14 protein-coding genes are annotated in these 25,460 nt (G+C 70.0%); 5 read left to right on the forward strand and 9 right to left on the reverse strand.

Annotated features, from left to right (window positions below; all coding sequences use genetic code 11):
• Positions 1-85: 85 nt before the first annotated feature.
• Positions 86-1,903, forward strand: a complete 1,818-nt coding sequence (locus ACZ56B_RS12250) for a GmrSD restriction endonuclease domain-containing protein (protein WP_468788978.1) — start codon at positions 86-88, stop codon at positions 1,901-1,903.
• Positions 1,900-2,952 carry a CBS domain-containing protein gene (locus ACZ56B_RS12255; protein ID WP_468788980.1) on the forward strand — a complete coding sequence of 351 codons (1,053 nt, stop codon included), beginning with the start codon at positions 1,900-1,902 and terminating at the stop codon, positions 2,950-2,952. Before ACZ56B_RS12250 ends, ACZ56B_RS12255 begins: the two co-directional genes overlap by 4 nt.
• A gap of 240 nt (positions 2,953-3,192) precedes the next feature.
• Here ACZ56B_RS12255 and pglZ read toward each other — a convergent pair whose 3' ends face one another.
• The 4 genes from pglZ to ACZ56B_RS12275 form a co-directional block, all read right to left on the reverse strand.
• Positions 3,193-6,114, reverse strand: coding sequence for a BREX-2 system phosphatase PglZ (gene pglZ, locus ACZ56B_RS12260; RefSeq protein ID WP_468788982.1), 2,922 nt, complete (start codon positions 6,112-6,114; stop codon positions 3,193-3,195).
• A complete protein-coding gene (gene pglY / locus ACZ56B_RS12265; protein WP_468788984.1) occupies positions 6,111-9,995 on the reverse strand; it encodes a BREX-2 system ATPase PglY in 3,885 nt (1,294 codons plus the stop codon). Before pglY ends, pglZ begins: the two co-directional genes overlap by 4 nt.
• Before the next feature lie 381 nt (positions 9,996-10,376).
• Positions 10,377-12,512, reverse strand: a complete 2,136-nt coding sequence (locus ACZ56B_RS12270) for a tetratricopeptide repeat protein (RefSeq protein ID WP_468788986.1) — start codon at positions 12,510-12,512, stop codon at positions 10,377-10,379.
• Positions 12,509-12,919, reverse strand: coding sequence for a hypothetical protein (locus ACZ56B_RS12275; RefSeq protein ID WP_468788988.1), 411 nt, complete (start codon positions 12,917-12,919; stop codon positions 12,509-12,511). Before ACZ56B_RS12275 ends, ACZ56B_RS12270 begins: the two co-directional genes overlap by 4 nt.
• Before the next feature lie 229 nt (positions 12,920-13,148).
• Between ACZ56B_RS12275 and ACZ56B_RS12280 the strand changes: the two genes are divergently transcribed.
• Entirely contained in the window at positions 13,149-13,418 is a 270-nt protein-coding gene (locus tag ACZ56B_RS12280; RefSeq protein WP_039986430.1) for a hypothetical protein, read from the forward strand.
• Entirely contained in the window at positions 13,411-14,049 is a 639-nt protein-coding gene (locus ACZ56B_RS12285) for a DUF6879 family protein (protein ID WP_468788990.1), read from the forward strand. The genes ACZ56B_RS12280 and ACZ56B_RS12285 overlap by 8 nt, the downstream gene beginning before the upstream one ends.
• A gap of 71 nt (positions 14,050-14,120) precedes the next feature.
• Here ACZ56B_RS12285 and ACZ56B_RS12290 read toward each other — a convergent pair whose 3' ends face one another.
• From ACZ56B_RS12290 to ACZ56B_RS12300, 3 genes are all read right to left on the reverse strand, one after another.
• Entirely contained in the window at positions 14,121-14,996 is an 876-nt protein-coding gene (locus tag ACZ56B_RS12290; RefSeq protein ID WP_468788992.1) for a hypothetical protein, read from the reverse strand.
• Positions 14,997-15,239: 243 nt separating this feature from the next.
• Positions 15,240-15,443, reverse strand: a complete 204-nt coding sequence (locus tag ACZ56B_RS12295; protein ID WP_468788994.1) for a DUF397 domain-containing protein — start codon at positions 15,441-15,443, stop codon at positions 15,240-15,242.
• Entirely contained in the window at positions 15,440-16,270 is an 831-nt protein-coding gene (locus tag ACZ56B_RS12300; RefSeq protein ID WP_468788996.1) for a helix-turn-helix domain-containing protein, read from the reverse strand. Before ACZ56B_RS12300 ends, ACZ56B_RS12295 begins: the two co-directional genes overlap by 4 nt.
• Before the next feature lie 190 nt (positions 16,271-16,460).
• On the opposite strand from ACZ56B_RS12300, the gene ACZ56B_RS12305 reads away from it, so the two are divergent.
• On the forward strand, positions 16,461-17,024 hold the full coding sequence (locus tag ACZ56B_RS12305) for an ATP-binding protein (protein ID WP_468788998.1): 564 nt from the start codon (positions 16,461-16,463) through the stop codon (positions 17,022-17,024).
• Here the strand turns inward: ACZ56B_RS12305 and pglX are convergent.
• Both pglX and pglW read right to left on the reverse strand, forming a co-directional pair.
• Entirely contained in the window at positions 16,951-20,562 is a 3,612-nt protein-coding gene (gene pglX, locus ACZ56B_RS12310) for a BREX-2 system adenine-specific DNA-methyltransferase PglX (protein WP_468789000.1), read from the reverse strand. The genes ACZ56B_RS12305 and pglX overlap by 74 nt on opposite strands.
• On the reverse strand, positions 20,559-25,232 hold the full coding sequence (gene pglW, locus ACZ56B_RS12315; RefSeq protein WP_468789002.1) for a BREX system serine/threonine kinase PglW: 4,674 nt from the start codon (positions 25,230-25,232) through the stop codon (positions 20,559-20,561). The genes pglX and pglW overlap by 4 nt, the downstream gene beginning before the upstream one ends.
• Between the last annotated feature and the right edge of the window lie 228 nt (positions 25,233-25,460).

Here is a 25,460-nt window from a genome sequence, read left to right on the forward strand (position 1 = left end):
TTATCTTCGAACCGGCTTGACCGTCACCACAGTGCACTGCTGGAATCACTCTCCGTACAGGCAACAGGGCGGGGAGTGGAGTCACATGGCAGCCCTCGACAACGTGAAGCTCAAGGACGTTCTGGCGGATGTCGCCTCGGGCTCCTTACAACTGCCGGACTTCCAGCGGAACTGGAAGTGGGACGACGACCGGATCCGGGCGATCATCGCGACGGTCACGCTGGACTACCCGCTCGGCGTCGTGATGACGCTGCAGACCGGCGGCGCCACCCGCTTCCGCTCCCGGACCCTCACCGGCGCTCGGCCGGAGGGGAACCCGGAGGCCGATCTCCTGCTGCTGGACGGGCAGCAGCGCCTCACCTCCCTCTTCCAGGCGCTGTGGCTGGACGCCCCGGTGGAGACGGCGGACGTCCGGGGCAAGCCCATCCAGCGCTGGTACTACGTGAACATCGCGAAGGCCGTCGGGCCGTCCGCGGACCGCGACGAGGCCGTCGTGTCCGTCCCGGCGGACAAGGTGCTCCGCACGGACTTCAACCGCACCGTGGTGCTGGATCTGAGAACCACCGAGGCCGAGTGCGCGGCCGGTCTCTTCCCTCTCCACTTCGTCTTCGACGCCCAGCGCGTCAACGAGTGGAAGAAGGCGTACATCAAGGCGGACGAGGACCGGAACTGGGACCTGTGGGGCCAGTTCGACGAGGCGGTCCTTCAGCAGGTCCGCGCCTTCCAGGTGCCGATGATCCGGCTGGCCGCCTCCACCTCCATGGACGCCGTCTGCGCGGTGTTCGAGCGGGTCAACACGGGCGGTGTGCCCCTGAACGTCTTCGAACTGCTCACCGCGACGTACGCCGGGGACCGCGACTACGTGGAGCGGACCGGAGATTACTACCAGCTTCCCGAGGTGTGGCGGGAGATCAAGCAGGCACTGGCGGGCAAGTACCCGGTCTTCGGCCGCGTCGAGAACGGTCTCGAGAACGGGTTGAGCAGCATCGACTTCCTGCAGGCCATCGCGTTGGTCCGCACCTGGGAGCGGAAGCAGGAGGGTCTCGGGGCCACGGTGTCCTGCAAGCGCCGCGACCTGCTGGACCTCCCCCTGGCCGACTTCGTCCGCCTGGCGCCCAAGCTCGCCGACGCCTTCGCCTGGGTGGGTGACTTCCTGGAGCGGCAGTGCATCGTCCGCCCGGCCGACCTGCCGTACAAGACGCAGCTCGTCCCCCTCGCGGCCGTCCGCGCCATCCTCGACACGGGGACGGACGGCCTGGGGCCGGAGGAGAAGATCGAGCAGTGGTACTGGTGCGGGGTCCTCGGGGAGATGTACGGCGGTTCCACGGAGACGCGCTTCACCAAGGACGTCGAACAGCTCGTCCCCTGGATCGCGCAGGACGAGAAGGCGCCCGAGACGGTCACGGAGGCGTTCTTCTTCGCCGACCGCCTCGACACCCTCACCACCCGCAACAGCGCCGCCTACAAGGGCATCTACGCCCTGCTGATCAAGCAGGGGGCGGTCGACTGGCACTACACGGGTGCTCCGCTCAGTCCCGGCCGGCTGGACGAGTACAGCGTGGACGTGCGGCAGATCTTCCCCAGGACGTGGTTCCGGCGGGGCAACAGCAACGGTCTGCCCACGAGTTCGATCGTGAACAAGACTCCTTTGTCCTACCGTGCCGCGATGGACATGACGGGGGCGCCCTCGTCGTACCTGTCCACGATGATCGCCGCGTCCGACATGCGTCCCGAGTGGTTCGACGACGTCCTGACCACGCACCTGATCGATCCGGACGCGCTGCGCGAGAACGACTACGAGCGCTTCTACCGCGACCGCTCCAAGCAGTTGCAGGACCTCGTGCACTCCGCCATGGGCAAGAGGACGATGCTCCGTGACCTGCCGGAGGGCGACGCCCGATGACGACCAGGCCGCACGAGCGGGACGTGACCTCGCTCAAGGGCAGGACCGTGTCCGTGCAGGAGATCCTGGACCTGTTCCAGGTCAGGGTCCGCGACCACCGGACGGTGCACCGGATCTCGCAGGCCCTGACGGACGCCGGGCTGACCACGCTGCCGGACTTCGCCGTCTGCGGTCTGCGCAGCACCGTCGACGTCGTGCCGCTGGCGGCCGTTCCCGCACAGCGCACGCCCGCCGAACCGGAGGGTGAGGCCGACGAGGCGGACGAGGCCCTGCCCTCGCACGCGCTGCCGCAGCGTCTGCTGCTCGGCGACATCCCGTCGGCGCGGCGCGGCCTGGTGTCCGTGGGACCCGGCACGCCCCTGTCCCAGACGACCTTCCTGATGCGTACGAAGGGCCTCTCCCAGGTACCGGTGACCACCGGCATGGCGCAGGTCCACGGAGTCGTCACCTGGGGGTCCGTGGCCAAGATGTACGAGGCGGGGAAGGAAGCCACGCTCGACAACGCCATGGAGAAGGACTCGCTGCCCGTCGCCGACGCCCGCCAGGAGTTCTTCACCGCCCTCCCGGTCATCCGCGAGCACGGCTACCTGCTCGTCCGCGGCGACGACGGCTGCCTGTCGGGCATCGTCACCGCCGCGGACGTCACGGAGCGCTTCGAGGGGGCGGCGCGCCCCTTCTTCATCGTGGGCGAGATCGAGTCGCTGCTGCGCCGCTGCCTGGGTGCGGCGCTGGACGCGGAGGCCATCAAGGCGGTCCAGACGAACAAGAAGCCCGAGCAGCGCACCGGCCAGGTGTCGGACCTGATGTTCGGCGACTACCTGAGGCTCCTGGACGGCGACCAGACGAAGCAGTCCTTCGCGGAGCGGGCCGACCGCAACTGGGAGGCGCTGAAGTGGCCCAACATGCCCCGGGAGCAGTTCGTCGGCCTGCTGAAGCGGGTGAAGGACATCCGCAACCGGATCGCCCACTTCGACGAGAAGCCGCTCCCGCCGGAGATGATCGACGAACTGACGACCTTCGCCAAGGTACTGCGGGCGTTCGCGTCATGAGGTAGCGAACGGGGCAGCTCCTCAGCGGGCACGCGATCTCCGCCCACACCGCTTCGTGCGGGTGTCTCGCAGCGCCCGGCGCCGTTCTTGTCCGGCACCCGAAGGCAGAGGGACGCGAAGCTGGTCTCTCGTCAGAAGCAGTGGGCGGCGTTCACCGCCTATGGGGGAGAGAGCACCGTCCGGCGAACGGACCGCTCGGGGTGCCTCAGGACAAGGTCCGAGGCACCCCGAGTCGTGTCGTCAGCCCGCCCCGAGGGCGAACTGCTCGCGCAGCAGCGCCTCGTGGAGGCGTAGTGTGCGGCCGTCCGGCAGGGTCTCCAGGACCTGTACGCCGTCGTAGTTGAGGAGTTGCCGCAGGACGGCGGCGAAGCCGTCGCCCCGGGTGACGGGCATGCCGGCGCGCTGGGCGAGCGCGGTCACGGGCAGGGTGCCGCCCGCGTCCAGCAGGGCGGCGAGTGCCTTGTGGACCTGCTCCTGCTGCGGCTTGCGGGCCAGGCCACCGAGCTGTGCCTGATACGTCTCCGAGTCGAGCAGCGCCGTCACCAGCGTCTCGGTGCGGGAGACGACGGCCGGGGTGAGCAGGGCGTCGTCTCCCCCGGCCGTCAGCGCGACGTCGAAGAGCGTGTCGTGCGTCCGGGCGACCTCTGCCTGCTCCTTCCTGACCTTGCCCGTCGGCTTCTTGGGAGCGGGAGCCGTTGCGGTCAGCGGCCGAGCGGCGTGCTCGTCCTGCAGCGGTGCCTTTCCGGTTTCCTCCGGAGCCCACCAGGCCGGTCGCTGGTCGCCCAGTTCCCGCCATCCCTTGGGCGGCTCCGCGCCGAACGGCAGGAAGGCGAGCACCGGAATGGTGACCTCGGCGAGCGATGCCCCACCGTGGTAGCCGGCCTTGAGGGCGGTGTAGCGGGAGTCGGCGTCCCACAGGGCGACGATGGAGGCCCCGGGTTCGGGCCAGACCACGCGCGGCCCGGACAGGGCGATCTCGCGTTCCGCGAGCGGGCCGCCGCCGGGCAGGCGGTGGCGGGCGGAGGCGGGATCGGCGGCGGTGTCGACTTTCGTGCCGTGCCGGTCCACGACGTGGCCGTGATCACTGGTGAGGACGACCGCCATGCCCTGGGTGGCCGCCACCCGCAGCAGGTCACGCAGACCGGGCACGTCGTCGATCCGCCAGGCGCCGTCGCCGAGCTTCTGCTCCTTGGCGAGCCGGTCGTCGATGGCGTTGAGGACGACGGCGACGTGGGTCCTGCCGTCGGCCAGCGCCTCCGTGAGCACCGGGCCGAAGGTGTCGCCCGCGGTCTCGGTGCGCAGGTCGTCCTTGTGGAACACGGCGGCAGGGACCCCGCCCCACAGCTTCAGCGCGGGGAAGAGCCGCTTCTCGTCGGCCTGTGTGCCCTTCATCAGGGTGCCCGCGAAGAGGGAGGTGCGGGACACGGCCGTCACGGTGGGCAGGGCGGCGGCCATCGCCCGTCGGCGCGGGGCGTCGCCCTCGGGCAGCGGGTCGAACTCGGCCCAGGAACGACGCAGTTCCTCCCCCAGTTCGTTCGCGATGGCCGCGCTCATGCCGTCGAGCACGAGCAGCAGCGCCCGCCGCTCCTCCCCGCGCCGCACGACCGGGCCGACGACGCGGTCGAGGAAGGTCTCGACGGTGAGCATGGAACCGGGCTGGGTGCCGGCCTCCGTCCAGGCCGCCAGGGAGCGCGCGAAGGACGCGTCGATCTGCCGACGCCGGTCCCTGACGCGGGTGCCGAGGGTGTCATAGGCAGCCTTGAGGACGGGGTCCGGGTCGCCACCGGCCTCGATGTGCTCCAGAGCGAGGTCCACCCAGCCTGTCTCGGCGACGTGCCGCTGTATGGCGTCGGCGACGGTAGGGGCGTCGGCGGACGGGTCGGTGGCCAGCCAGCGGGCGAGGCGCTGGCCCATGCGGGCACGTTCGATGCGGGCGGCCTCTTCCGACTCGGTGGCGAGCCGGTGATCCTCCAGGCGGCGGACGGCGTCCGCCACCGCGGCCGTGTCGCCTGACGCGAGGGCCTGACCGACGGCGGTGAACCGGGCCTCGAGTCCACCGCGCAGGACGGGGCTCGCCGCCACGGCCTCCTCCGCGCCGAACTGGCGAGCCAGGGCGGAGGCCCGGTCGAGCACGATGCCGGTGGTGCGGCGTGCCTCGCGGGCCTGGTCGGCGTCGGTGCCGCCGGTGCGGTGCCCGGCCGCCAGCAGCGTGGTCACGTACTCCTCGGCGGCCCGTCCGAAGACGGTCACCAGGACGTCGAGCTGGTCGCCGGTCGCCGGGGGCTGGTCCCCGAAGTAGCGTTCGGCACGCCCCCGGGCCCGGTAGGTCTCGGGGGCGGGCTCGGCGTGCTGCCACAGCGCCGCGCAGACGAGACCGAAGGCGGCGGCGTCCGCGCCGCGCTCGGCGTCGACGAGGGCGAGCAGGGCGCGTCCGGCGAGGCCCGCCTGGTCCTCCTCGCCGAGGAAGGCGGACAGTCCGGCGCGTTCGGGGCCACGCAGGGCGAGGAGCCGTTCGGGGGCTCCGGGCCGGGTCGACCAGTGCAGCAGGGCCTGGGCGTCGAGCCGGTCGTCGCCGGGGCGGCGCGTGCCGCCCTCGGTGTCGTAGCGGCCCAGCCGCAGGCGGCGCTGGGCGAGCGCGGTGAGGGCGTACTGGCGGGACAGCCAGCCGCCGGGCACGGCCGACCAGCCGCCGGGCGGGGTGGCGTCGAGCAGGGCCTCGGCGGCCCAGTTGACGTCCTTGAGCCGTGGGTCTATCTGCCGGGCGCCGAACGCCTCGCGGACGACGTCCCAGCTGTCGACCGTGTCGATGCGCAGCTTGTGGACGCGGGCGAGGATCGCCGGGTCGAGTTCATTCTGTTCCCGGTCGGTGAGGACGACCAGCACGGCGGGCCCGGGACGGCGGCCCGCCAGGTGGTCGAGGACGAGTTCGTGGACGGCGAGCGGCGACGGCGCCACCGCGACGCCGGCCGTACGGCCCTCCCCCCACACGGGCTCGGCGGGCCCGTCCCACTGCGGTGCGGACCGCAGCAGCACGACCCGGCGCCTGCCCTCGCCGCCCCCCGTGAGGGAGGCGGCGAGGGAGGACTGCGAGGACAGGTACTGAGTGACGGTCGCGGTGTTCAGCCGGACCGCTCCGGGAACGGCGACAGTGATGTCCGTCATTCGACGACCCGCCAGGTGATCTCGATGGTGGCCTCGGGGTGACGGGCGGCTAGATCGGACAGCTCCGCCTGGAGGTCGGTGACGGCCCGGGCTGCAGTCGTGCGGCGGCCACCGGACTTCCGTGCTGTGCCGCCGCTCCCCGGAGAGGGCGTCTCCTGCGGGGTGTAGGGGATGCGCGGGTCGCTGGTCGGCGTGTCCAGGGACTGGCCGTCGGCCGTGGAGGGCTGGGGTGCGACGGGCGCGGGCGGCGGGGTGGCGGCGGCCTGGGTGCGCTTGATCAGGGCGACGACCTCGCGCTGGGTACGGACGAGGGCGTCGCGCAGGTCGGCGGTGCGCTGGTCGTCGCGGGCCACGTTGCGCAGCGAGTCGAGCAGCGCCTCGCCCTCGGGACCGAGTCCGGCGGCGAGTTCCAGGGTGCTCCAGGGGGCGGAGGCGACGGCCTCCGCGACGGCGCGGGCCTTCTTGATGGAGGTGCCGTACCGGTCGGCGCTGGTCTCGCCCAGGTCGAAGGAGGCGAGGGCCTCCACCGTCTTCTTCGCCCCGGCCGCGCCCTTGCCGGCCTCCGCCGTGAGCGCTTCCAGCAGTTCCAGGGAGCGGCGGGCAAGGGCCAGCCGTCCGGTGTCTGCGGTCTGGTCGAGGCCGAGGAAGGAGGCGTGGGCCTCCAACTGGTGCACCAGATCGGCCGCGTGGTCCCGGTGGTCGCGGGCGGCCTCGATGATCTGGCGGGCGAACTGGTTGACCATCCGGCCGCGCCGCAGCGCGGGCGGCTTCGCACCGAAGATGGTCTCGAAGCGCTGGCGTGCGGTGTCCCAGTCGGACTCGGCGGGCAGCGGCTGGCTGCGCAGCGCGTCGTGGTCCTTGATCGCGGACAGTTCGGGCGCGGGGTCGAGGACGGTGCCGCCGCGCACCCACACCCGGTCGTCCATCTCGGCGAAGGAGGCGACGACGAGCCGGGCGAGGAAGTCGGGCAGGCCGCGCGGGTCGGGCCGGTCGGTCCAGTCGGTGAGCGTGATCAGCGACAGGTCCCCGGTGACGCCCTGCGAGCGGGCGAGCTGCCGGAAGTGGTCGGCCCAGTAGCGGGACAGCTCGAAGTACGCCTCCTTCTGCTGTCCGAGGCGCAGAGGTCCGGCGATCCGCTGCATGAGCTTGCGGTCGGCGGCCGGGACCTCCACCCGCCCGTCACGGGCCTCGGCGGCGGCCCGTACGTGGGTGAACACCTTCTTGGTGTCGGCGGGCTTGACGGCGGTGCCGGTGGCGTCGGGGTCGAGGTCGGGGTGGGCCGGGTACTGGTGGGCGAGCAGCTTGCCCGCGACGTGCCGGATGCCGTCGTGCAGGCTCTGCCCGAAGGACAGGGTGAGTCCGTCGACGTCGGGCAGCGCGACGAGGTGGTCGTCGAAGTCGGGCACCACGTCGGCGGCCTGCTTCTGGGCGAGGCCGTACGCCTGCTTGAAGGCGCCCTTGACCTGCTTGAGCAGCGCCTCGCGCTGGGTTTCGAGCAGGCCCTTGGCGCGGCTGCGGTTGTCGGCGTTGAGGTGGCCGGCGTACTGGGTGTCGAAGCGGTGTTCGTCGGCGAGGGCCTTGTCGATGACGACGAGGCGCCGGAAGTCGGCGAAGCGCTGCGCGGACAGGTGCGCGGGCAGCCAGGCGACGGTGCGGGACCGTTCGCCCTGCTGGCGCTCGCGCAGCCGCTGGATGCGGTTGACGTCCTCGACCGGGCCCCACTCGCCCTCGTCGAAGGGGAGGTCTATGGCGATGCGCCAGCGGCCGTCCTCCTGCGGCATCAGGTCGTGGTCGGGCAGCTCGTCCTCGTCGGCGACGTTGCCGAAGACGATTTCGGCGGTGCGGGCGGTGCCGCGCCAGGTGAAGTGGAGCTGGTCGCTCAACTGGCCGTGTTCGACGCCCAGTTCCTCGGAGAGCAGGCGGCGGGCGAGGGCGACCCGGTTGCCGGGGTTGTCGTTGACCTGGGCGTTGGCGATGACGGAGTCCACGTCGACGCCGGAGAGTTCGAGGCGGACGCCGGGGTTGGCGTCGGTGCCGGTCTCCTTGATCTCGGGGAACCTGGCGGCCCACTCGGCGACCTTGTTCTTGATGATGCCGACCTCGGCGCCCGGGATGGGGGCGAGGACCGACCCGTGGTTGAGCGCGCCGAGCCGCCGGATGGTCAGCTCGGACAGCGCGGGCACGCTGGGGGCGAGCGCGGACAGCAGCAGCGTGCACACGAGCCGGTTGTCGCCGAGGAACATCCGGCAGCCGTTGAGCTTCTTCGGGTCGGTGAGGGACTCGGGCCGGTTGCGGTACTGCTCGACGTCGTCCTCGGTGATGTCGTACGAGCTGAGCAGGTAGGGCCGCAGCTTGGTCTTGTAGAGCTTGTCGGCGGCCTCGAAGACGACCTTGAGGCTGTCGGTGAACGGCTTGTCGCCGCCCTCGGCGATCACCGGGTAGAGGTCGCCGACGGGGACGAGCTGGCCGAGGCGGATCTCGTCGCGGTGGTCGGCGAGGAGCTGGCCCATCAGCTTCAGGCCGGTGCGGGAGCGCTGCAGCGCGGACGAGATGTGGACGAGGGTGTCCATGAACGCCGGCGAGAACGGGTACGTCAGCCGGAACGACTCCGCGTCCGCGCCGGTGGTGCCCTTCTCCGAGCCGAGCAGGGTGTCCCAGACCTGGGGTCCGACCCGCTTGGTCTGCTCGAAGGCGGCGTCGACCAGCTTGGCCGCCTCGTCGTCCTTGGGCTTGAGGAGGCGGGCGTGGGCGATCTGCGGGAGGTTGCGGTCCTCCAGGGTGATCTTGTCGAACCGGCCGGAGGCCAGGTTCAGGGTGTCCTGGATGGACGACTCGGCCGCGCCGGACACCTCCTCGCCGACCAGTTCGCGCAGGTCGCGCTGGCGGGCGATGAACGACACGACGGGGATGGCGCGGCGGGCGTCGCCGCCCTCCACGAAGTTCGTGATCTTGCTGGCCTCGCGGGCCACGAACTTCTGGTCGTGGATGAGGGTGGCCAGCCACAGGATCAGCTCGTCCATGAACAGGATCAGGCCGTCGTAGCCGAGCGACTTGGCGTGCTCGGCGATGACGGAGAGGCCCGCGTCCAGGGAGATGAAGCCGTGCTCGTCCTCGGCGGCGTTCTTGGCGAAGCCGGGGAGGAGGTTGGTGCCGGCGTCGTTGACGAGCTTGGCTCGCAGCTCGGCCGGGGTGGAGGGGTTGGTGAGGTTGAGGTGGACGCCCGCCTCGTGGTTCTCCTCGGCGGCGAGCGCGGTGTCGAGGAGCTGCGGGGTCCAGGCGAAGCCCTCGCCCCACTCGTCCTCCTCGCCGTCGTCCGCGCCGGTGGTGCCCAGGCCGCGGATGACGGCCTCGTCGCCCATGTGGGCGCGCATGGCGCGGATGTCGGCGAAGAGGGAGTCGGTCCGGTACACCTGCGGGGTCGGGGCCTCGGGGTGCAGCTTCTTGACGTGGTGCACGTACCCGCCGAGCACCCGCTGCTCCAGGGCCTTCGCGCCGAGCATGTGGTAGGGCACGAGCAGGAACTTCTTGCCGTCCGTGGTCAGCCACTCGTGCTTGGTCAGCACCGGGTCGAACTCGGTGCGGGCGCGGGCGGCCGGATCGCCGCTGAGCAGTGCGTAGAGCACGGCCATGAAGTGCGACTTACCGGAACCGAACGAGCCGTGGAGGTAGGCCGCCTTGGAGCGGTGCCCGTCCAGCGCGGACTTGATGAGGGCCAGCGCCTCGTCGAAGTTCTCCAGCAGCCGCTCGGTGACGACGTAGTCCTTGAGCGCGTGCTGGGCGCCCTCGGGCGTCGTCGCCTCGGCGAGGGACAGCACGAAGTCCGAGGTGGAGATGGATTCCTTGATGTCGATGACATCGCGGAGGAGGGGCGGCTGGGCCATTGCGGGTTCTCGCTCTCCCTGACGGTGGTCGCTGCTGCTGCTCGTACTCGGTGCCGCGCGGGGTCCGCCGCCGAGGCTCGGGGCCGTTCCGGGGGGTAGGGCCGGGGCGCTCAGGGGTACGGACGGCCGGTGCGGCGGACCGGTCGTCCTGGCCGGCGGCACGGACGGGTCCGGTCGTGCGGTGAGCGGACGGACACCACGCTCACGGCGTCGGACGGGTCAGGTCGGGTGGGTTCGCGGCGTCTGCACTCTTCGCCCCCCTCGCACTGAACGTCACCCGTACGGCCTGCGCACAGCACCCTACATCGGCGCTCCCCTCCGCCTCGTGCCGAATGCGCAACCGCACCGCGCGCGGACCGCTCCGGTCCCGGCCGTGGCGCGCTACGGCCGCCATCGCCCCGAACGGTAGGCGTCCAGCAGGTTCCGGCTCGCGACCGTGAAGGGGTGCTCGGGGCCCAGGCCGCGGTCCCGCCGCTCTACGACGTCGGTCATCAGCGCGATCCCCTCCTCCCTGTGTCCGAGCGCGGCTCGGGTCCGGGAGAGGAGCTGTCGGGCGGCCAGCACGATCGGGTACTCGGGCCCGAACCGCCGCTCATACGCCTCGGCGACCCGCCGGATCTCCCGGTCGGCCTCGTCGAAGCGGCCCAGGAGGTACAGCGCCCACGCGTGGTTGTGCCGGGCGCCGAGGGTCACGGTGTGGTCGGGGCCCAGGACGCGTTCGCACTCCGACGGCAGCGAGAGCAGTGCGCCGCCCTCCTCGGTGACCACCTCGGCGGCGGGCAGCATCTCCAGCAGGCCGGCGCGGGCCCGCAGGGTCAGCGGATGCGCGGCGCCCAGCGCGGAGCGCCGCCCGGCGACGGTGTCACGGAGCAGTGCGACGGCTTCCTCCCGTCTGCCGAGGTTCGCCAGCACGAGCTGGAGGCCGTAGCCGCTGTCCGTGGTGTCGGGGTCGTCGGCGCCGAACAGGCGCTCCTGGGTGTCCCGGACCGTGCGGAGCACCGCTTCGGCCTCGGCGTACCGGCCCAGCCGGAACAGTGCCCGCCCTGCCCTGGAGCGGGCGGCGAGGACCGCACGGTGGTCCGCGTCGAGGTGCCGCTGCGCGAGACCGGCGGCGTTGCGGGCGGTCTCCCGGGCGGAGACGTAGTCACCGGTCCGGTGCAGGGCTACGGCCAGCCGCGTCGTGACGGCCAGGGCGTCGGCGGCGGACGACTCGCCGACGTGCCCGAGCAGGGCCAGCGCGTGCGGAACGAGCAGCCGCAGCCGGGGGTCGTGCGGACCGGCGTCGGGTACGGCGGGCACGGCCGCGTCGAGCAGCCGGACGGCTGTCGTGTCGAGGGCGGGCGCAAGGTCCGCGGGGGTCGCCGCCGAGACGCTGTCGAGCAGGATGCCGTGACTCTGTACGCAGCGTGTGCCCTCGGCGTCGACGAGTTCGGACAGTGACTGGTCGAGGAGCGCTCTGAGAGCTGTCTCGGTCCGGGCACGAGGCAGTACGGCGCCGATGTCGGCGTGGTTGAGCAGGGCCAGCGGCAGCGGCTCCGCGGCGAACCGGGCGAGCAGTCTGAGCAGGGCCGCCGCTTCGGGCAGTCCTCGCGCTTCGAACGCGTCAAGGGTGAGCTGCCAGGTCAGGCCGACCAGATGGCGTGGATCGGCTTCGGACAGGGCGTCGGCTCCCCGGTCTATGAGCTGGACCCGTTCGTCCGAGTCGAGCTGGTCGCCGTAGGCGTCCATCGTCCAGGGGTCGATGACCTGCCGGGAGAGGAAGCCGCCCGCCAGGGTGAGGGCGAGGGGCAGCCGCCCGAGCCGGTCCGCGACCCGCGCCGCCTGCTCGGTCGTGCCGCTGTGCGGTGCAAGATCGCGCAGCACGAGCGCCGCGTCCTCCCTGGGCAGGACACCGATGTACTGCAGCTCGGCGCCCGGCCACCACCGGGCCGCCGCGCGCCGTGTGGTCACCAGGACAGTGCCGCGCGGGCTGGTGCGCAGCCAGTCACCGTCCCGCAGGATCTCCGGCTCGTCGGTGTTGTCCAGGACCAGCAGCCAGGGTTCGGCGGAGCGGTCGAGATACCCCCAGACGAGGTCGGCGGCGGGTCTCAGACCGTTGCGTGCGGCGAGCAGTTCACCGTCGTCCGCACCTCGGTCGGCGGCGACGGCGAGCATGCCGGCGCGCAGGCTCGCGCGGTCGGAGGCGTTGACCCACAGGCCCACCCGGCCCGCTTCCGCGGTGACCTCCTGGAACAGGGCGCAGGCGACCGCCGTCTTGCCCGAGCCGCCCATCCCGTACAGCACATAGACCTGGCCGCCGCGCTCCGTCCGCACGCTCGTCCGCAGGCGTTCCATCACCTCGCTGCGGTCGCGGAGCGCGACGGGGAGCCGGCCGACCGCCGGGCGTCGCACGGAGTCCGGCCCACCATTGTCCGGCCCGGCGTCGCCGTAGTGGTGGTGCTCGCTGATGTGCTGGTCGCCGTGCGACTGGTAGACGCGTCCGTGGTCCTCGGCGTGACCGTCCGTCCCGCCCGTCATCGCTCTGTGATGTGCTGATCACGTCCCGCTTGGTAGACCCGGGCCTGACCGGATGCGGTGGCGTGCTGGGTGATCCGCCGGGCGGCCGAGCCGTCGGGGTCGAGCTGGTCCAGCAGTGCGCGCAGTTCCTGTACGGCGGCGGGCCGGGCGACGAGCAGCCGCCGTACCATCCCCTGCCATTGAAGCCGTAGTTCGTCCAGGGTCTCCTGGTCATCCACGGCCGCGGCGGCGAGCACGTCCTCGCGGCCGGCCTCCAACTCGGCGGCGACGGTGTCGGCGCGCTCCGGTTGCGTCCGGCGCCAGAGCTGCGTGATCCCGTCACGCACGTGGTGCCAGGCATCGGTCGCCATCAGCGCGACCAAGGTGGTTCCCGCACTCTGCGCGAGCAGGGCCACTTCAGCGTCCACAGACACCCCTCCGCTCACCCTATTTTCCGACAGCATCAGATGGAAAATGTCACCTGTCAGATTTTTGCGCGATCTCCAGCGCGATCAATATCATTCCACCCCTGAGCGGCAGGGAACAAGGAGGAATCAATCCTCGCCAATACCCCTGGAGACCAGTTCTGACACGTGGTCAGTCAGGCTTCTCGCGCGGTACGGTGACCCCTCCCGACCGACCGAGGGGGCGAGGGGAATGGCCAGGCCGTGGGAAGCGGATCCCGACACGAGTTTCAAGCGACGCCTGGGAAAAACGCCCCAGGAACTGGGAAACACCACCGGAACTCCTGACTGTCCGGACATCTGGGAACTCGCCAACGGCGACGTCGCCGTCATCGGCCGGGACCTCACCCAGTCGCTCGGCAGGAACCTTCCCGACGGGGTCTCCATCGGGTCGGACGAGCGCCTCGTGGTCATCCCCAGGAACATGCTCATCGCGGCGAAGCCGGACATCCCCAGTGTTTGACTCCTTCCCCGACGGCGTCTCCGAACGCCTGGACCGCCCCACGTACCACGCGGAACTCGGCCGGATCTACTCCAGCGGGATCGGCTTCCTCAACAAGCTCGAGCGCGGCCAGCACTTCCAGGAGCGCGGCTTCCCGAGCTGGGAGGCCTTCGCCGGCGGCGACTGGGAGCGGGCTCTGTCCCTGGCCGACGAGAGGCACGAGGACTACGCCCGGGAAATCCGGCGGGCGTCGGACCTGGGCGTCACGCACCGCCGTCTCCGGGTGGTGGAGTTCCCGGTCACGCCGTATGTGCAGTGGGAGTTGCACGTGCTGCGCGTGCGGGTGGACGTGGGCGACGCGATCAAGGTCATCGACGCTCGGGACATCGCCGGCATCGAGCAGCGTCACCTGGTTCCGGAAGTGGTGATTCTCGGCGATGTGGTCATGTACGAGGTCGTGTACGACGAGGACGGAAACGCGGCGGGCGCCCATCGCTATACGGACAGCTCACTGATCCGGGAAACGAACGCCGGATTCGATGCGCTGTACGAGCGTGGTGAGGGGTTCTACGATTTCTTCGACCGGGAGATCGTCCCCTTGGCCCCGCCGCGGGGAACCGGAGCCGCAACGGGTCGTGGCGGGGGGCGGTGATCAGCGGGACGGGGTGATGAGCAAGCCCGCAGGCCGACAGATCCCCGTCCCGGCGACGGGCACGCGCGGCGTCAGTCCCTGGGTTGCTCCAGCTTGACGGCAGTGGTGTCCGCGTCGTGCAGTTCAGCGTCCGCCGGGGCGAACGTCTCGTGTTCTTCCACGACTTCGCCGTCCACGACGTCTCCCTCCGATGCTCGGTGCGACGGGTCCGCCAGGGGCAGGCCGGCGAGGTGCTTCTTGAGCCTTTTGGCCATCGGAAGGTACGTCGAGAGAGTGAGCCCGCCGGACACGACGGCCCCGATGACGGGGATGGCTTTGGAGACACCCTTGGCGAAGGACTGCTTGGTCATCTGGACGCCGAGGTAAGCCGCGGACTTCTTCACGATCGGGTAGATGACACCCTTGGTGAGCGCCTTCTGGGGCAGCTTCTTCGCGACCTGCTTCGACATCATCCCGGCGACCTTGCCCACGGCGGCGTTCGCCGACTGGGTACCGAACATCACGCCGAGGAACAGCGTGAGCACCCCCATCGTCGCGTCATCGACGCCCTCCCCCTCCTCTGCGAACAGATCGGGCCAGCTATAGAGGTAGGCGAGCTTCTGCGCGATGCGCAGCATGTGGCCGACGTACTGGGCCAGGTCGGCGGGCACCGTGGCGGGCAGGGCGAAGATGCCGGGCATCCCGGCTGCGGCCGAGAGGGCGCTGACTTTGGCGGTTTCGTAGCGGATGGAGTCGTTGGCGACCTTGTCGAGGAGCTCGACGGTGATGCCCGCAGCAGCGGGAGTCTCCTCTATCGCTCGTCGGATCTCTTCCTCGGAGCAGTGACGAGCGAGCGCACTGCGGAGGTACGCCTCCCTGTTGATCCGCACACCGGGGAGCTTCGCCGCCGCCATCAGCACCGCGAAGAAACGCGACTCGGGGTTCTCGACCTCTTTACCCTGCTTCATGGCAGGAACCTACAGTACCTCCGAGCTGCGAGGATCAGCACGGATCAGCTTCGTTGAGACCTCGTTATGAGAGTGGCGGTGGCGTGAGGATCGGCTTCCTGTGCGATGCGGATCGCCGCCCGGGAAGGCGACCGCGGGCGAGCAAGGCGCCGGGTCTGCTGAAGGTGTGCCGTAGGGGCGGGATACGCAGGGCCCTCGGCAAGCACACGCCCGCCGAGGGCTCTGCGATCGGTGCCACCTCTGTCAGCGTGTCGCGAACTCTACGAAGGCGGCCCATGCCGTGGGTTCTATGGCGAGTGCGGCGCGGGTTGCGTCCTTCGAGTCACGGACGTGGACGGTGGTGGGGCGGACGGCGACCTCGATGCATTCGCCGCCCGAACCCGTGCTGTAACTGCTCTTGAACCAGGCCGAATCAGGTACCGGCTTTATGAGCTGTTGGGCTTTCATCTCTCTCCAAGCAACTTCTCGACGACGGCCAGCGACTCGCGCGGAGTGAGCGCCTGGGCCCGGAGGATGCCGTACTGCTCCTCGATCTCCCGTACCAGCCTCCGCTCCGTGTAGAGACGACTGTCCTTGTACGCCTCCACGTAGGCGATCCTCTGCCCTTCATGCGTCTCGATCAAGGTGAAAGGACCTTCCAGCCCAGCATGCTCGTCCCGCTCGATCGGCATCACCTGGATTTCTACGTTGCGCCGGTGTCCGTACAGCAGGATCTGCTCCAACTGGCCCTGCATCACGGCCCGTCCGCCGAGCGGTCGTCGCAGAACGAACTCCTCGATGACAAAGCTGATGGTGGGCATCGAGGGCTGGGAGAAAAGCTCCTGGCGTGCCAGGCGAGCCGCGACCCGCTGGTTGATGGTCTCCTCGTCCAGCAGCGGACGCCACATGGAGAACACCGCTCGCGCGTAATCTTCCGTCTGCAACAGCCCTGGTACTGCTTTCGTCGCGTACACGTGCAGGGCTGCCGCCTTGGCCTCCAGCCTGGCCGCGTCCCGAAAGAACGCCGGATACTGAGCCCGAGCCACCTCCTGCTTGCTCGCGCTCAACACCCCACCGGCCTGCAGGACTTCATCCGCCTGGCCGATGAACTTCGGCGGCGGGATACGTCTCCCCTGCTCGAACGACGCGATCGTCGAGGCCGAGTACCCAGTCAGCGACCCGAGCCTCGCGCGGTCCAGGCCCGCCCGCTCCCGGAACAGCTTCAACTGCCGCCCGAACACGCACAGCATGCCCGTCCCGACCTCGTACTCCGGCTGCTGAACCTCGTCGTCCACGCCGCAGCTCCTCTCGTACAACCGCCCAGCCAGCCAACTTCGGGGCCCGGAACCGGTCACGCCCAACACCACGTACAAGCACACCGCCGGCGCGTACAGCCCGCCCCGTCAGCGCATCGCTCCTGGTCAACGCTACGCAGAGTCCGACACCGTTGACCCTATGAAGTCAGCAACTCCCCCGAATGGGCATATGCAGCAGGACCCCGCGCTCGAACGCGAGTTCAGCATGCGCTTCACGTCAACGCCGCGTGGTGCCCGCCTCGCTCGCAGACTCGTCTCGCACCGCCTGAACGACTGGGGTCACCCATACGCGACCACGGTCAACGAGACGCTCACCCTCATCACGGCGGAACTCACCGCCAACGCCGTCCGCCACGGCCACGTCCCCGGCCGGGACTTCCACGTCCAGCTCACCCTGGCCGAGGGAACCTTCCGTATCGAGGTGACCGACACCCGCGCTGAGAAACAGCCCCCGGCCGCCAGCCCTTCGGTGACCGACTCGCTGTCCGAGTCCGGCCGGGGCCTGCTTCTGGTCGCCGCCCTCGCGGACGACTGGGGCGTCAGCCCTCGCAAGGCCGCCCCAGGCAAGACCGTGTGGGCGGAACTGCACACGCGGACAAAGGGCCACCCGCTGACGCACCGGGTGGCCCCTGAACCGACGGATGTCGATCTACTCCTGGCTACTTCTTCGCTGCTGCGCGACGACCTCGGGTCGCGGCCGGGGGGCGCCAGTCACGGAGATCGTCGTCCGTGAGCCCGTGCTCGCCCTGCTTCTGCTGGCGGTAACCGGCGAAGAAGTCCGCCGGGGAGCCGCTGTAGAGCATGTCGAACTCGTTGTACCACTGGTACAGCCAGGGCTGGAGTTCCAGCAGGCCGGCGAGGAAGGGCGTGATCTCCTCGGTGGACAGCGCGGTGTTGGTGAAGTACGTCGCCAGCGCCTGCGCCTGCTCCTTGTGGTCCCAGCCAGCCCACCCGTACAGCTCAGGGGTGGCGGCATTGGTCTGCCCGTAGGAGATGAACCGCTCCTTGGGCACGTCCAGCTTGCCGCGCGCCCGCCAGTAGGAGGGGCGGAGGAAGTCGGCCGAGGTGTACTTCGGCGGCACGGGGATGGAGTCCCGGATCTTCCGCTTGGCCGGCTCGTCCGGGGCTGCATCCTCCTTGCGCTGGAGGTCCCACACCTCTTCCCAGTCGGCACGCTTCTTCATACCGGAGGGCTTGTAGCGCAGAGCGGAGAGGAACGGCACGTGCTCGTCGGTGATCAGCTCGGCGACGACCTTGGGGAGATCTTTGCGGGGCGCGTAGAGCTTGGCTACGGAGACGAAGTCCTCGTCGCGGGAGAGGGCGTCGGTGAGCCGGGAGAGGGTGAGGATGGTCGGCTGGCCGTTCTCGTCGAACCAGTGCTCGCGCTTCTCCATGCGGTCCAGCAGCCAGGAGCGCAGGGCCTTCTCCTGAAGGGAGTCCCAGCCCTCGGTGGCCCAGCGGCGCTTGTACTCGGGGCGCTCGACCATGCCGATGGCGCGGTTCGACTCGATGGCGTCGATCCGCCTCTGGACGACCTCGCGGTAGGGGGCGGGCCAGTGGGCGGGGATCTCCGTGATGGGGGTGGAGCTGTGCCGCTTGAACCACTCGTCGCTTGCCTCGCCTGCGGCTACGCGACGGGCGAGCACAATTTCGAAGGCACGCTCACCGAGGGCGAGTTCGGGGATGTTGGGGTCGTCGGGGTCCTTGGAGACGCGGAGGTCTTCGGGATAGAGGTTGTAGAGGGAGTAGACCTGCCAGTCCAACTCCTCTTGGAGGGCGATCATCCGCGCGCGGGTGGCCTCCCATCTGATCCTTGCCGCGCGAAGAACGCTCGCAGATGGGGTGGCCTCACTGGCCACTGCCTCAGGGCTGCACGACATGATTTGCTGAGCCAAGGAGTCAAGTGAAGCAGCAATGGAGGATGGGAAACCGGCAGGCAGTGGGAAATCTTGAAGCTTGGTGCCAGTGAACTCAAAAAACTGTTCCCACAACTCAGTCTTGATGCCGGACTGATGCCCTTCACTGCCCTTACTGTGGCTCACCATCTTGAGCCACAGGCAGGCTGAGGAACTATTGAGCAGGCCGACCAACTGAAGATGCCTCTGCTCATCCATTTCCTCCCGCAACCTGATCACAGGAGCGGATTGCTTAAAGACCTTTCCGCCTCGATCAAGCACAAAGTGATTGTGCGTTGAAACGAAAGCGAAAGGAACCTTAAAGGGAGCTTTGTATCGATCCTTGAAGAACATCGAGTACTCAAACCACGCCAAGCCGCGCGCGATCTGTGTCTTCCCAAATGCAACACGATCACGAAGAAGAACTCGATGGGGCCATAGAACTCGCTCCACAACAGTAGGCGCCTCAGCCTCAAGCGTGGCGGGCGAATACGGCCATACCGACATAGTGGGACCGTCAACAACGTAGTCACGCACTTCGGTACCTTCAACAATGAATCGTTGATGGTCGCCATCGACCCCAACTCGCCGCAAGTGCCCTTCACCCACCATATAGGCACTATCTTCGCGAGTTACTGCTCCTGTACCGATCTCTGCGCTCACCTGACCCAGTGCGCTCTGACTGGCTTCGCTCAATTTTTCAACCATCTCAAGCCCGCCAGCAGCCAAGATCCATGGCTGCTTTCCAAAATAACGAGTCCGATCAAGGTCATCTACTGAAACCCACGCGTCGGCCGATCCGGGCTTGTCGATTTGCTCTATAATCGAGCGCCAAACAAAGCCATCCTCCGGATGATCCGGGGTAGCAGGTTCACCCTGGACGCTACGCACCGTCCGAACAGTCGCCGACCGCTTCCCACCTTCGCGTCGCTTCCCAATCAGGATTACGGTCGGGGTTCCATGGCCAGGAATATAAGCTCCCGAGGTGTCGATCACCTCGGTTAGCTCGACTCGGTCACGGAAGTAATCCTCAATCAGCTTTGTTCCGAATTCGCGCTTCATGAAAGAGTTCGCAGTGATCTGCCCCACCACGCCATACCCGTGGCCCTCGGTCTCACCACGCTTAGCCAGTTCAAAAAAGCGCTGGGCAAATGGAACCGAGAGTGCGTAAGTACCCGCACAAGCATTGTACAGATCTCGGTACAACGCGTTCAGACTCTTGTCCTTCACCGTGATGTACGGGGGGTTACCCACCACCACGTGATAGCGCCCCTGCTGCAAAATCCCCGGGTGCTCGTGCACATCCTCCGTGGCGTACGCGAACGAGGCCAGCGGATCATCCGCCCCGTCCTCGTCCCCACCCAGCGTCAGCTCCAACTGGCGAGCCTTAATGAGCGAGTCCCCCACCGCCAGGTGGATCGGCCACTCGTACTTCGCCGCCTCCGCCAGCGTCCGCACCCCACTGGCCGCCATAGCCGCCACCAGCAGCCGGAACCGGGCAATGGCCACCGCGAACGGGTTGATGTCCACGCCGTGCACCGAGTCCAGCGCTTCCCGCACCCGCTCGTGCACGTCCCGTCCCGGCTGCCCCTCCGCCCACAGCCGCACCAACCGCCGAAACGCCCCCAACACAAAGTGCCCCGACCCGCACGTAGGGTCGATCATCTTCAGGCCCTCGTACCCGAACTCCCGCACCGCCGGGTTCATCGTCCGGTCGAGGATGAACTCCTCCACGAACTCCGGTGTCTGCAGCAGCGCGTACGTCTTCCGAGCGGCCTCGCTCAGGTCCTGGTACAGGTCGCCCAGGAACCGGGTGTCCCAGCCCTCCGTGCCGTCCTCGTTCAGCGGGTCGGTGAAGTCGTGGACGAGGACGCCGGCCTCGTCGCGCCGGCGCCAGAACTCGACCAGCTCCCGCGCACCGTCATGTGACAGCGGAACCTGATACAGCGGATTGTGCCGCTTGTCGAAGAGCAGGCGGCCGGCCTGGCCCTGGCCCAGCTCATCGAACGCCTTCTCCAGCCACCCCCGATACGTCGGGTCATCGTCCGACTCCACGTACGCGTCGTACCGCGCCTCCGCCAGCTCGCGCCGGTCCCCGTCCGGCCCCGTCAGATACGGCTCCGGAATAAGCCGGTTGTCCTCGCAGAACCGCACGAACACAGTCCCCAGCACCCACGCCACCGCGACCTGCGTGACCCGCTCATCGAGCCACGAGTTCCACGTCGCCGCCGTACGCCCCAGCTTGCGCGCCTGGTCGTACTCGGCACGCAGCCGCTCCCTAACCTCATCGAGCGCCTTCACCTGCTTGCCGAGGTCGGCCTCGACCGCCTTGACCTGCTGCTTCAGGTCGTCCAACAGAGCCTTGCGGTCGATCACTTCGCGTCTCCCTCGACACCACTTGCCACAACCTGACCGGACCCGCGGTGGGCGTTGCCCACCCACGTGTCCGGAAGCTGGATCCACTCCCCCAGGCCGGCCTGGTACGGCACGGCCGCCTGCCCGAGCCGGGGCTCCCGCGAGGGGTCGTTCTGCGGGACCAGGAGCCACAGCCCCCGCCCGCCCCGCCGGGCCGCCGACGCCAGCCGGTCCAGGACGCCCATCGCGTCGTACCGGGCGAACACCCCGGCCTCCGTCAACAGGACCGGACCCGCACCGCCGCCACCGTTGCCCAGCAGCTCGGCGATCCGGGGCTCGACCGAGCCCCACGCCGTGCGCGCGTACTCCGCGAACCGCACCGCGCCCTTCGAGCCCGGCTCGGCGGCGTCCGCCTTGAGCAGGGTCTCCCAGGTCGGCTTGGTCCCCGGAGTGACCTGCCCGTGCAGGGCCTCCAGGAACAGCTCGGTCACCGACACCGCCCGCGCGCCCAGCCGTTCGGCACTCAGTTCCCGCACCGCGTCCCGCACGAGCTGCTGCCGTACGGTCAGCACCCGGTACCCGTCCCGGTGGGCCGAGGCGAGGAGCCGTTCCTCCGCGCGCACCGCGCCCGCGAGCTGCGGGTCGTCCGCGTACCGCGTCACCGTGCCCGTGCGCGTCGACTGCCGCCACGCGCCCGTCGTGAGGTAGCTGGAGGCGTCCTCCACCCGCGTCGGCAGGTAGCGCAGCGTGCCCGTTTCCTCGCGCATGCTCAGCGACAGCTCGAAGCCCGCGTCGCGCAGCGCCTTGGTGAGCGGGCCGCCGGTCGGCAGTTCGTGGGTCGTGCCGCCGCGTCCGTCCGGGACGACCAGCTCGGGGAAGCGGACCCGGACCCGCTCGTGCACGTCCTCGCCGGTCAGACCGGGCTGCCGCCCCTCCGGGACTCCCGGGATCCAGCGGACGAGTCCGGCCTGGGTGAGGCGCAGCGCCCGGACGAGGGACAGGTCGCGCGGGTAGATCTCCAGGCGCGGGCTGGCGGCGGCGTTGACGGACGCCGCGGCGGCCAGCTCCACCATGCGCCGCTCGTCCCAGTCGACGGCGCCGGGCGGGACCGTCAGCGCGCCCAGTTCGGCCAGGACGGTCGCGGCCGTCGGCAGGGTGTCCAGCCGGGCGAGCCGGTCGGCCGTCTTGCCGAGGCGGGTCGCGTAGTCGAGCAGGCCGGGCGCGGTCGGGGTGTCCGGGGCGTCGTTCTCGCGCACATCCAGGGCGAGCAGGCCGGCGCCCAGCGACTCGTCGGTCGCCTTGCGGTTCGGCTGGTGCTGGAACTCGGCCTCCTGCGGCACGAGTTGCTCGACCTCGACGACGGCCCGCACCGCCGCCAGGGCCATCGCGCGTCGCTGCTCGCGTCCGGCGAGGTGCGTGCCGCGCCGGACGGCGAGGGCGTCGGCGATCTCCACGGCGGAGGCGACGCGCCCCATGCTCACCAGCAGGTCGATGATCTCGTCCCGCAGTGCCTGGACGGCGGGTTCGGCCTTCCAGCGCTTACGCTCGTCCTTGAGCATCTGCGGGATGCGGCCGTGGCTGAGGCCGAGCGCTTCGGCGACGTCCTTCTGCTTGGGCCAGACGCCGATGTCGGGCAGGACGCCGTGTTCGTCGGGCAGGCGCAGCAGCAGCCGCACCATCTCCGCCTTGTTGCGGTTGGAGCCGTTGTTGTTGACGGCCGGCACGAAGACGGTGGCGAGGGTGTCGAGGCTGACCGAGCGCAGGGTGCGGGCGGACAGCGCGCCCGCCGACTCGCCCGTCGCGAGCTGCCCGACGAGGGCGGACTCGGCGGCGGTGAGCTGCTCCAGCTCCTCCTTCGCCTCCGCCCGGCCCTTCGGCGTGAGCGGGGAGACGGGTGCCTCGCGCAGTCGCTCGCCCCATTCCCGCTGCCGCTGCTGGACCTCGTTGCGGGTCTTGGCGCCGAGGCCGGGGGCGTTGACGAGCTTGCGGCGGCTGTAGTCGAGGAGTTCGCCGACCGTCGTCAGGCCCAGGCCGTAGAGGAAGGACTGGGCGGCGGGCGTGAGGCCGGAGACGGTCAGCGGGGTATCGCGGGTAACCTCGGCGGCGAGGCGGTCGCGCTGCTGCTCGGCGGTCTCCGGCTCGGCGTCCGCGATCCCCGCGGCGGCGCCCTCAGCGGGGGCGGTCCCGTCAGCGGGGGCCGTGGGGCGGGTGCGGTGGCTGGAGGGGACGGTCTGCGAGGCGTCGAGGAAGACCTTGCGCCAGGCGTCCCGCATCGGCTTCAGCTCGGGGAACCGCTTGCTCGCGTCGCGGTGCAGGGCCTTCTGGAAGAAGGCGACGAGCCCGTCCCGCACGGCCGGGTCGAAGGCCTCGGCCGCGATGGTCGGGTACGGCCACTCCTTCGGGTCGGTCATGCGCGGCAGGACGCTGCCGTCGCCCCACTTCGGCAGCTCACCGGAGGCCATCTGGTGCAGGGTGACGGCGACGGCGTACCGCTCGGCGTGCGAGTCGTAGGAGCCGCGCGTGATGACGTCGACGAAGGGGTCGAGGTAGCCCTCGGTGCCCGCGTCGGTGTTCTTCGCCGGGTAGCCGGCCAGCGAGAAGTCGATGAGGACCAGCTCGCGGGTGCGGTTGGGGCGGATGCGGATGGCGATGTTGTCCGGCTTGATGTCGCGGTGCCAGACGCCCTCACCCTCGAGGAAGTCGACGGCGCCGAAGAGGTAGTCGCCGTACGCCTCGAGCTGGTCGACCTGGAGGCGGCCGTGCTCGCGGAGCTGGCGGGCGACGGTCTCCTCGCGGCGGCGCGGGCGGGATGCGCCCTCGGCGCCCTGGCCGGCGTCGTCGCGCTCGTCGCCGACGTACTCCAGGGCCAGGACGGTGCGGCCGGCGATGTGCAGCGGCTCGGGCTCGACGAGGCGGATGATGCCGGAGTGGGGGCGCAGGCGACGCATGGCCTCGGCCTCGCGGACGAGGATCTCGCCGCGGCTGTCGGACAGGGCGACCTTCAGCACGGCCAGCGGGCGCGTCCTGCGGGTCTCCGCCTCCAGGTCGCGGACGAGGAAGGCGCGGCTGGTGGAGCCGGTGCCGAGGCGACGGCGAACCTCCCACCGGCCGGCGAGCACGTCGCCGGCGACGGCCTCCAGCGGGTCCTTGTCGGCGCTCTCCCCTGTCTCGTCCTCGGCCTGCCCGTCGAGGGCCGCGGCGGGGGCGGTGAGGGAGTCCTCTACTACCTCCAGCAGTTCCAGGAACTCGTCAATGCTGGAGAGGCGCTGGCCGGGGCGGTAGGCGGTGGCGGCCTGCACCAGGAAGTCCACGTCCTCGGAGAGGCCGTCCACCAGGGAGCTGGGGCGCAGGCCCTCGCCTGCCTCCAGGCGGGCCAGCAGCTCGGCCTGGCTGGCGGCCGGGGCCTTGCCGGTGACCAGCAGGTAGGTGAGGACGCCGAGCCCGTACACGTCGAGGTAGACGGGGTCGGGGTTGAGGGCGGTGAGTTCCGGTGCGAGGTAGGCGTCGGCGTCGTCGGACAGGTGCAGGGCGGACAGGGCGGTCGGCGCGAACCGGGTCATGCCCTGGCCTTGCGAGGAGTCGCCGCTGCGCTGGGTGGCGATCTGCCAGTCGGAGATCTGCAGCTGTGGGGTGAGCCAGGCGGCCTCCTCCCCGACCGCCTGCCCCTTGCGGCCGCGCGGGCGGGGGACGACGTGGACGGAGCGGGCGGCGAGCGCGCGGTGGTGGATGCGGCTCGCGTGCGCGGAGCGCATCGTCTCGGCGAGCTGGCGCACCAGCGCCATCCGGCCGAGGATGTCCAGCTTCTCGCCGTACCGGACCAGGTACTCGTCCAGCTTCAGGGTGTCCGGGTGGTAGTCGAAGATCAGCGCGGGGCCGGCGGCGTGCCCGGAGGGGAAGTACTGCTTGAGCTGGACGACGCCGGGGTGCTTGAACCGGCCCAGCACCGCGGCCTCGCGGCGGGCGGCGTTCTCCACGGACTGGCGCAGGGAGGCGTCGGAGCCGCGCTCGCTGAGGTAGATCCGCACGCGCGCGGCCTCGGGCAGGTCGCTGTGGCGGGCGAGGTAGTCCGCCCAGGTCTCCCCGGAGTCGAAGGACTTCCGCTCCAGCTCGTAGGGGCCGACCTTGTACTGGGCGTCGCTCTTGCGGATGCCGATGTTCTTCAGGGCCGCCGCGATCTCGCGCGACCCGATCGCGGTGACGCGGCGGCGCTCGTCGCGCGGGGGCTGCTTGAGCATGTCGACCAGCTCGTCGACGGTGTGGACGCCGTTCTGGTCGTGGGCGGGCAGCCGGACGCGGAGGCTGTTGTCGGTGAAGCAGACCGCCTCGGCGACCCAGACCCGCTTGGCGCCGGTCTGGGCGAGCAGGCCGGCCAGTTCCTTGGCCTTGCGGTTGACCAGGTGCAGCGGGTTGCCGTGGGTGCGGCGGTAGCCGCCGGGGGTGGTCTGGACCCAGGTGCCGTTCTCGGAGGTGACCGAGCCGTGCCAGTCCTTCAGCTCGATCATGCACAGGCCGCCGGGGGCGACGACCAGCAGGTCGACCTCGCGGACGTGGCCGGTGTTGGCGGTGAAGGTGAAGTTCGACCAGGCCCGCCAGGGGTCACTGTCCGGCAGCTTCTGGCGGATCGCCTCCAGGCCGCGGCGTTCGTGCTCGAACTCGGACTCGGTGACCGTGACCCACCGGCCTTCCCGCATGCCTGTTCCCCGCTCCTCGTGTCCTTCAAGGGCCGCCGTTCCCCATGGTCAGGCCCTCGGGCAGATCCTAGTGGTTGCCCGTGGCATGAAAAGAGGCGGTGAAGGACGGGACTATAGGACATACGGTCCGCATGATCACAACGGGATGCCGCCTTCCGTACAGACACGAGGCGATATGTCACGTGTCGGTGCTCCGCGTGGGCATGGCGCACGCACCGCAGTCGAACC

Source organism: Streptomyces sp. NPDC034670, from assembly GCF_055574875.1.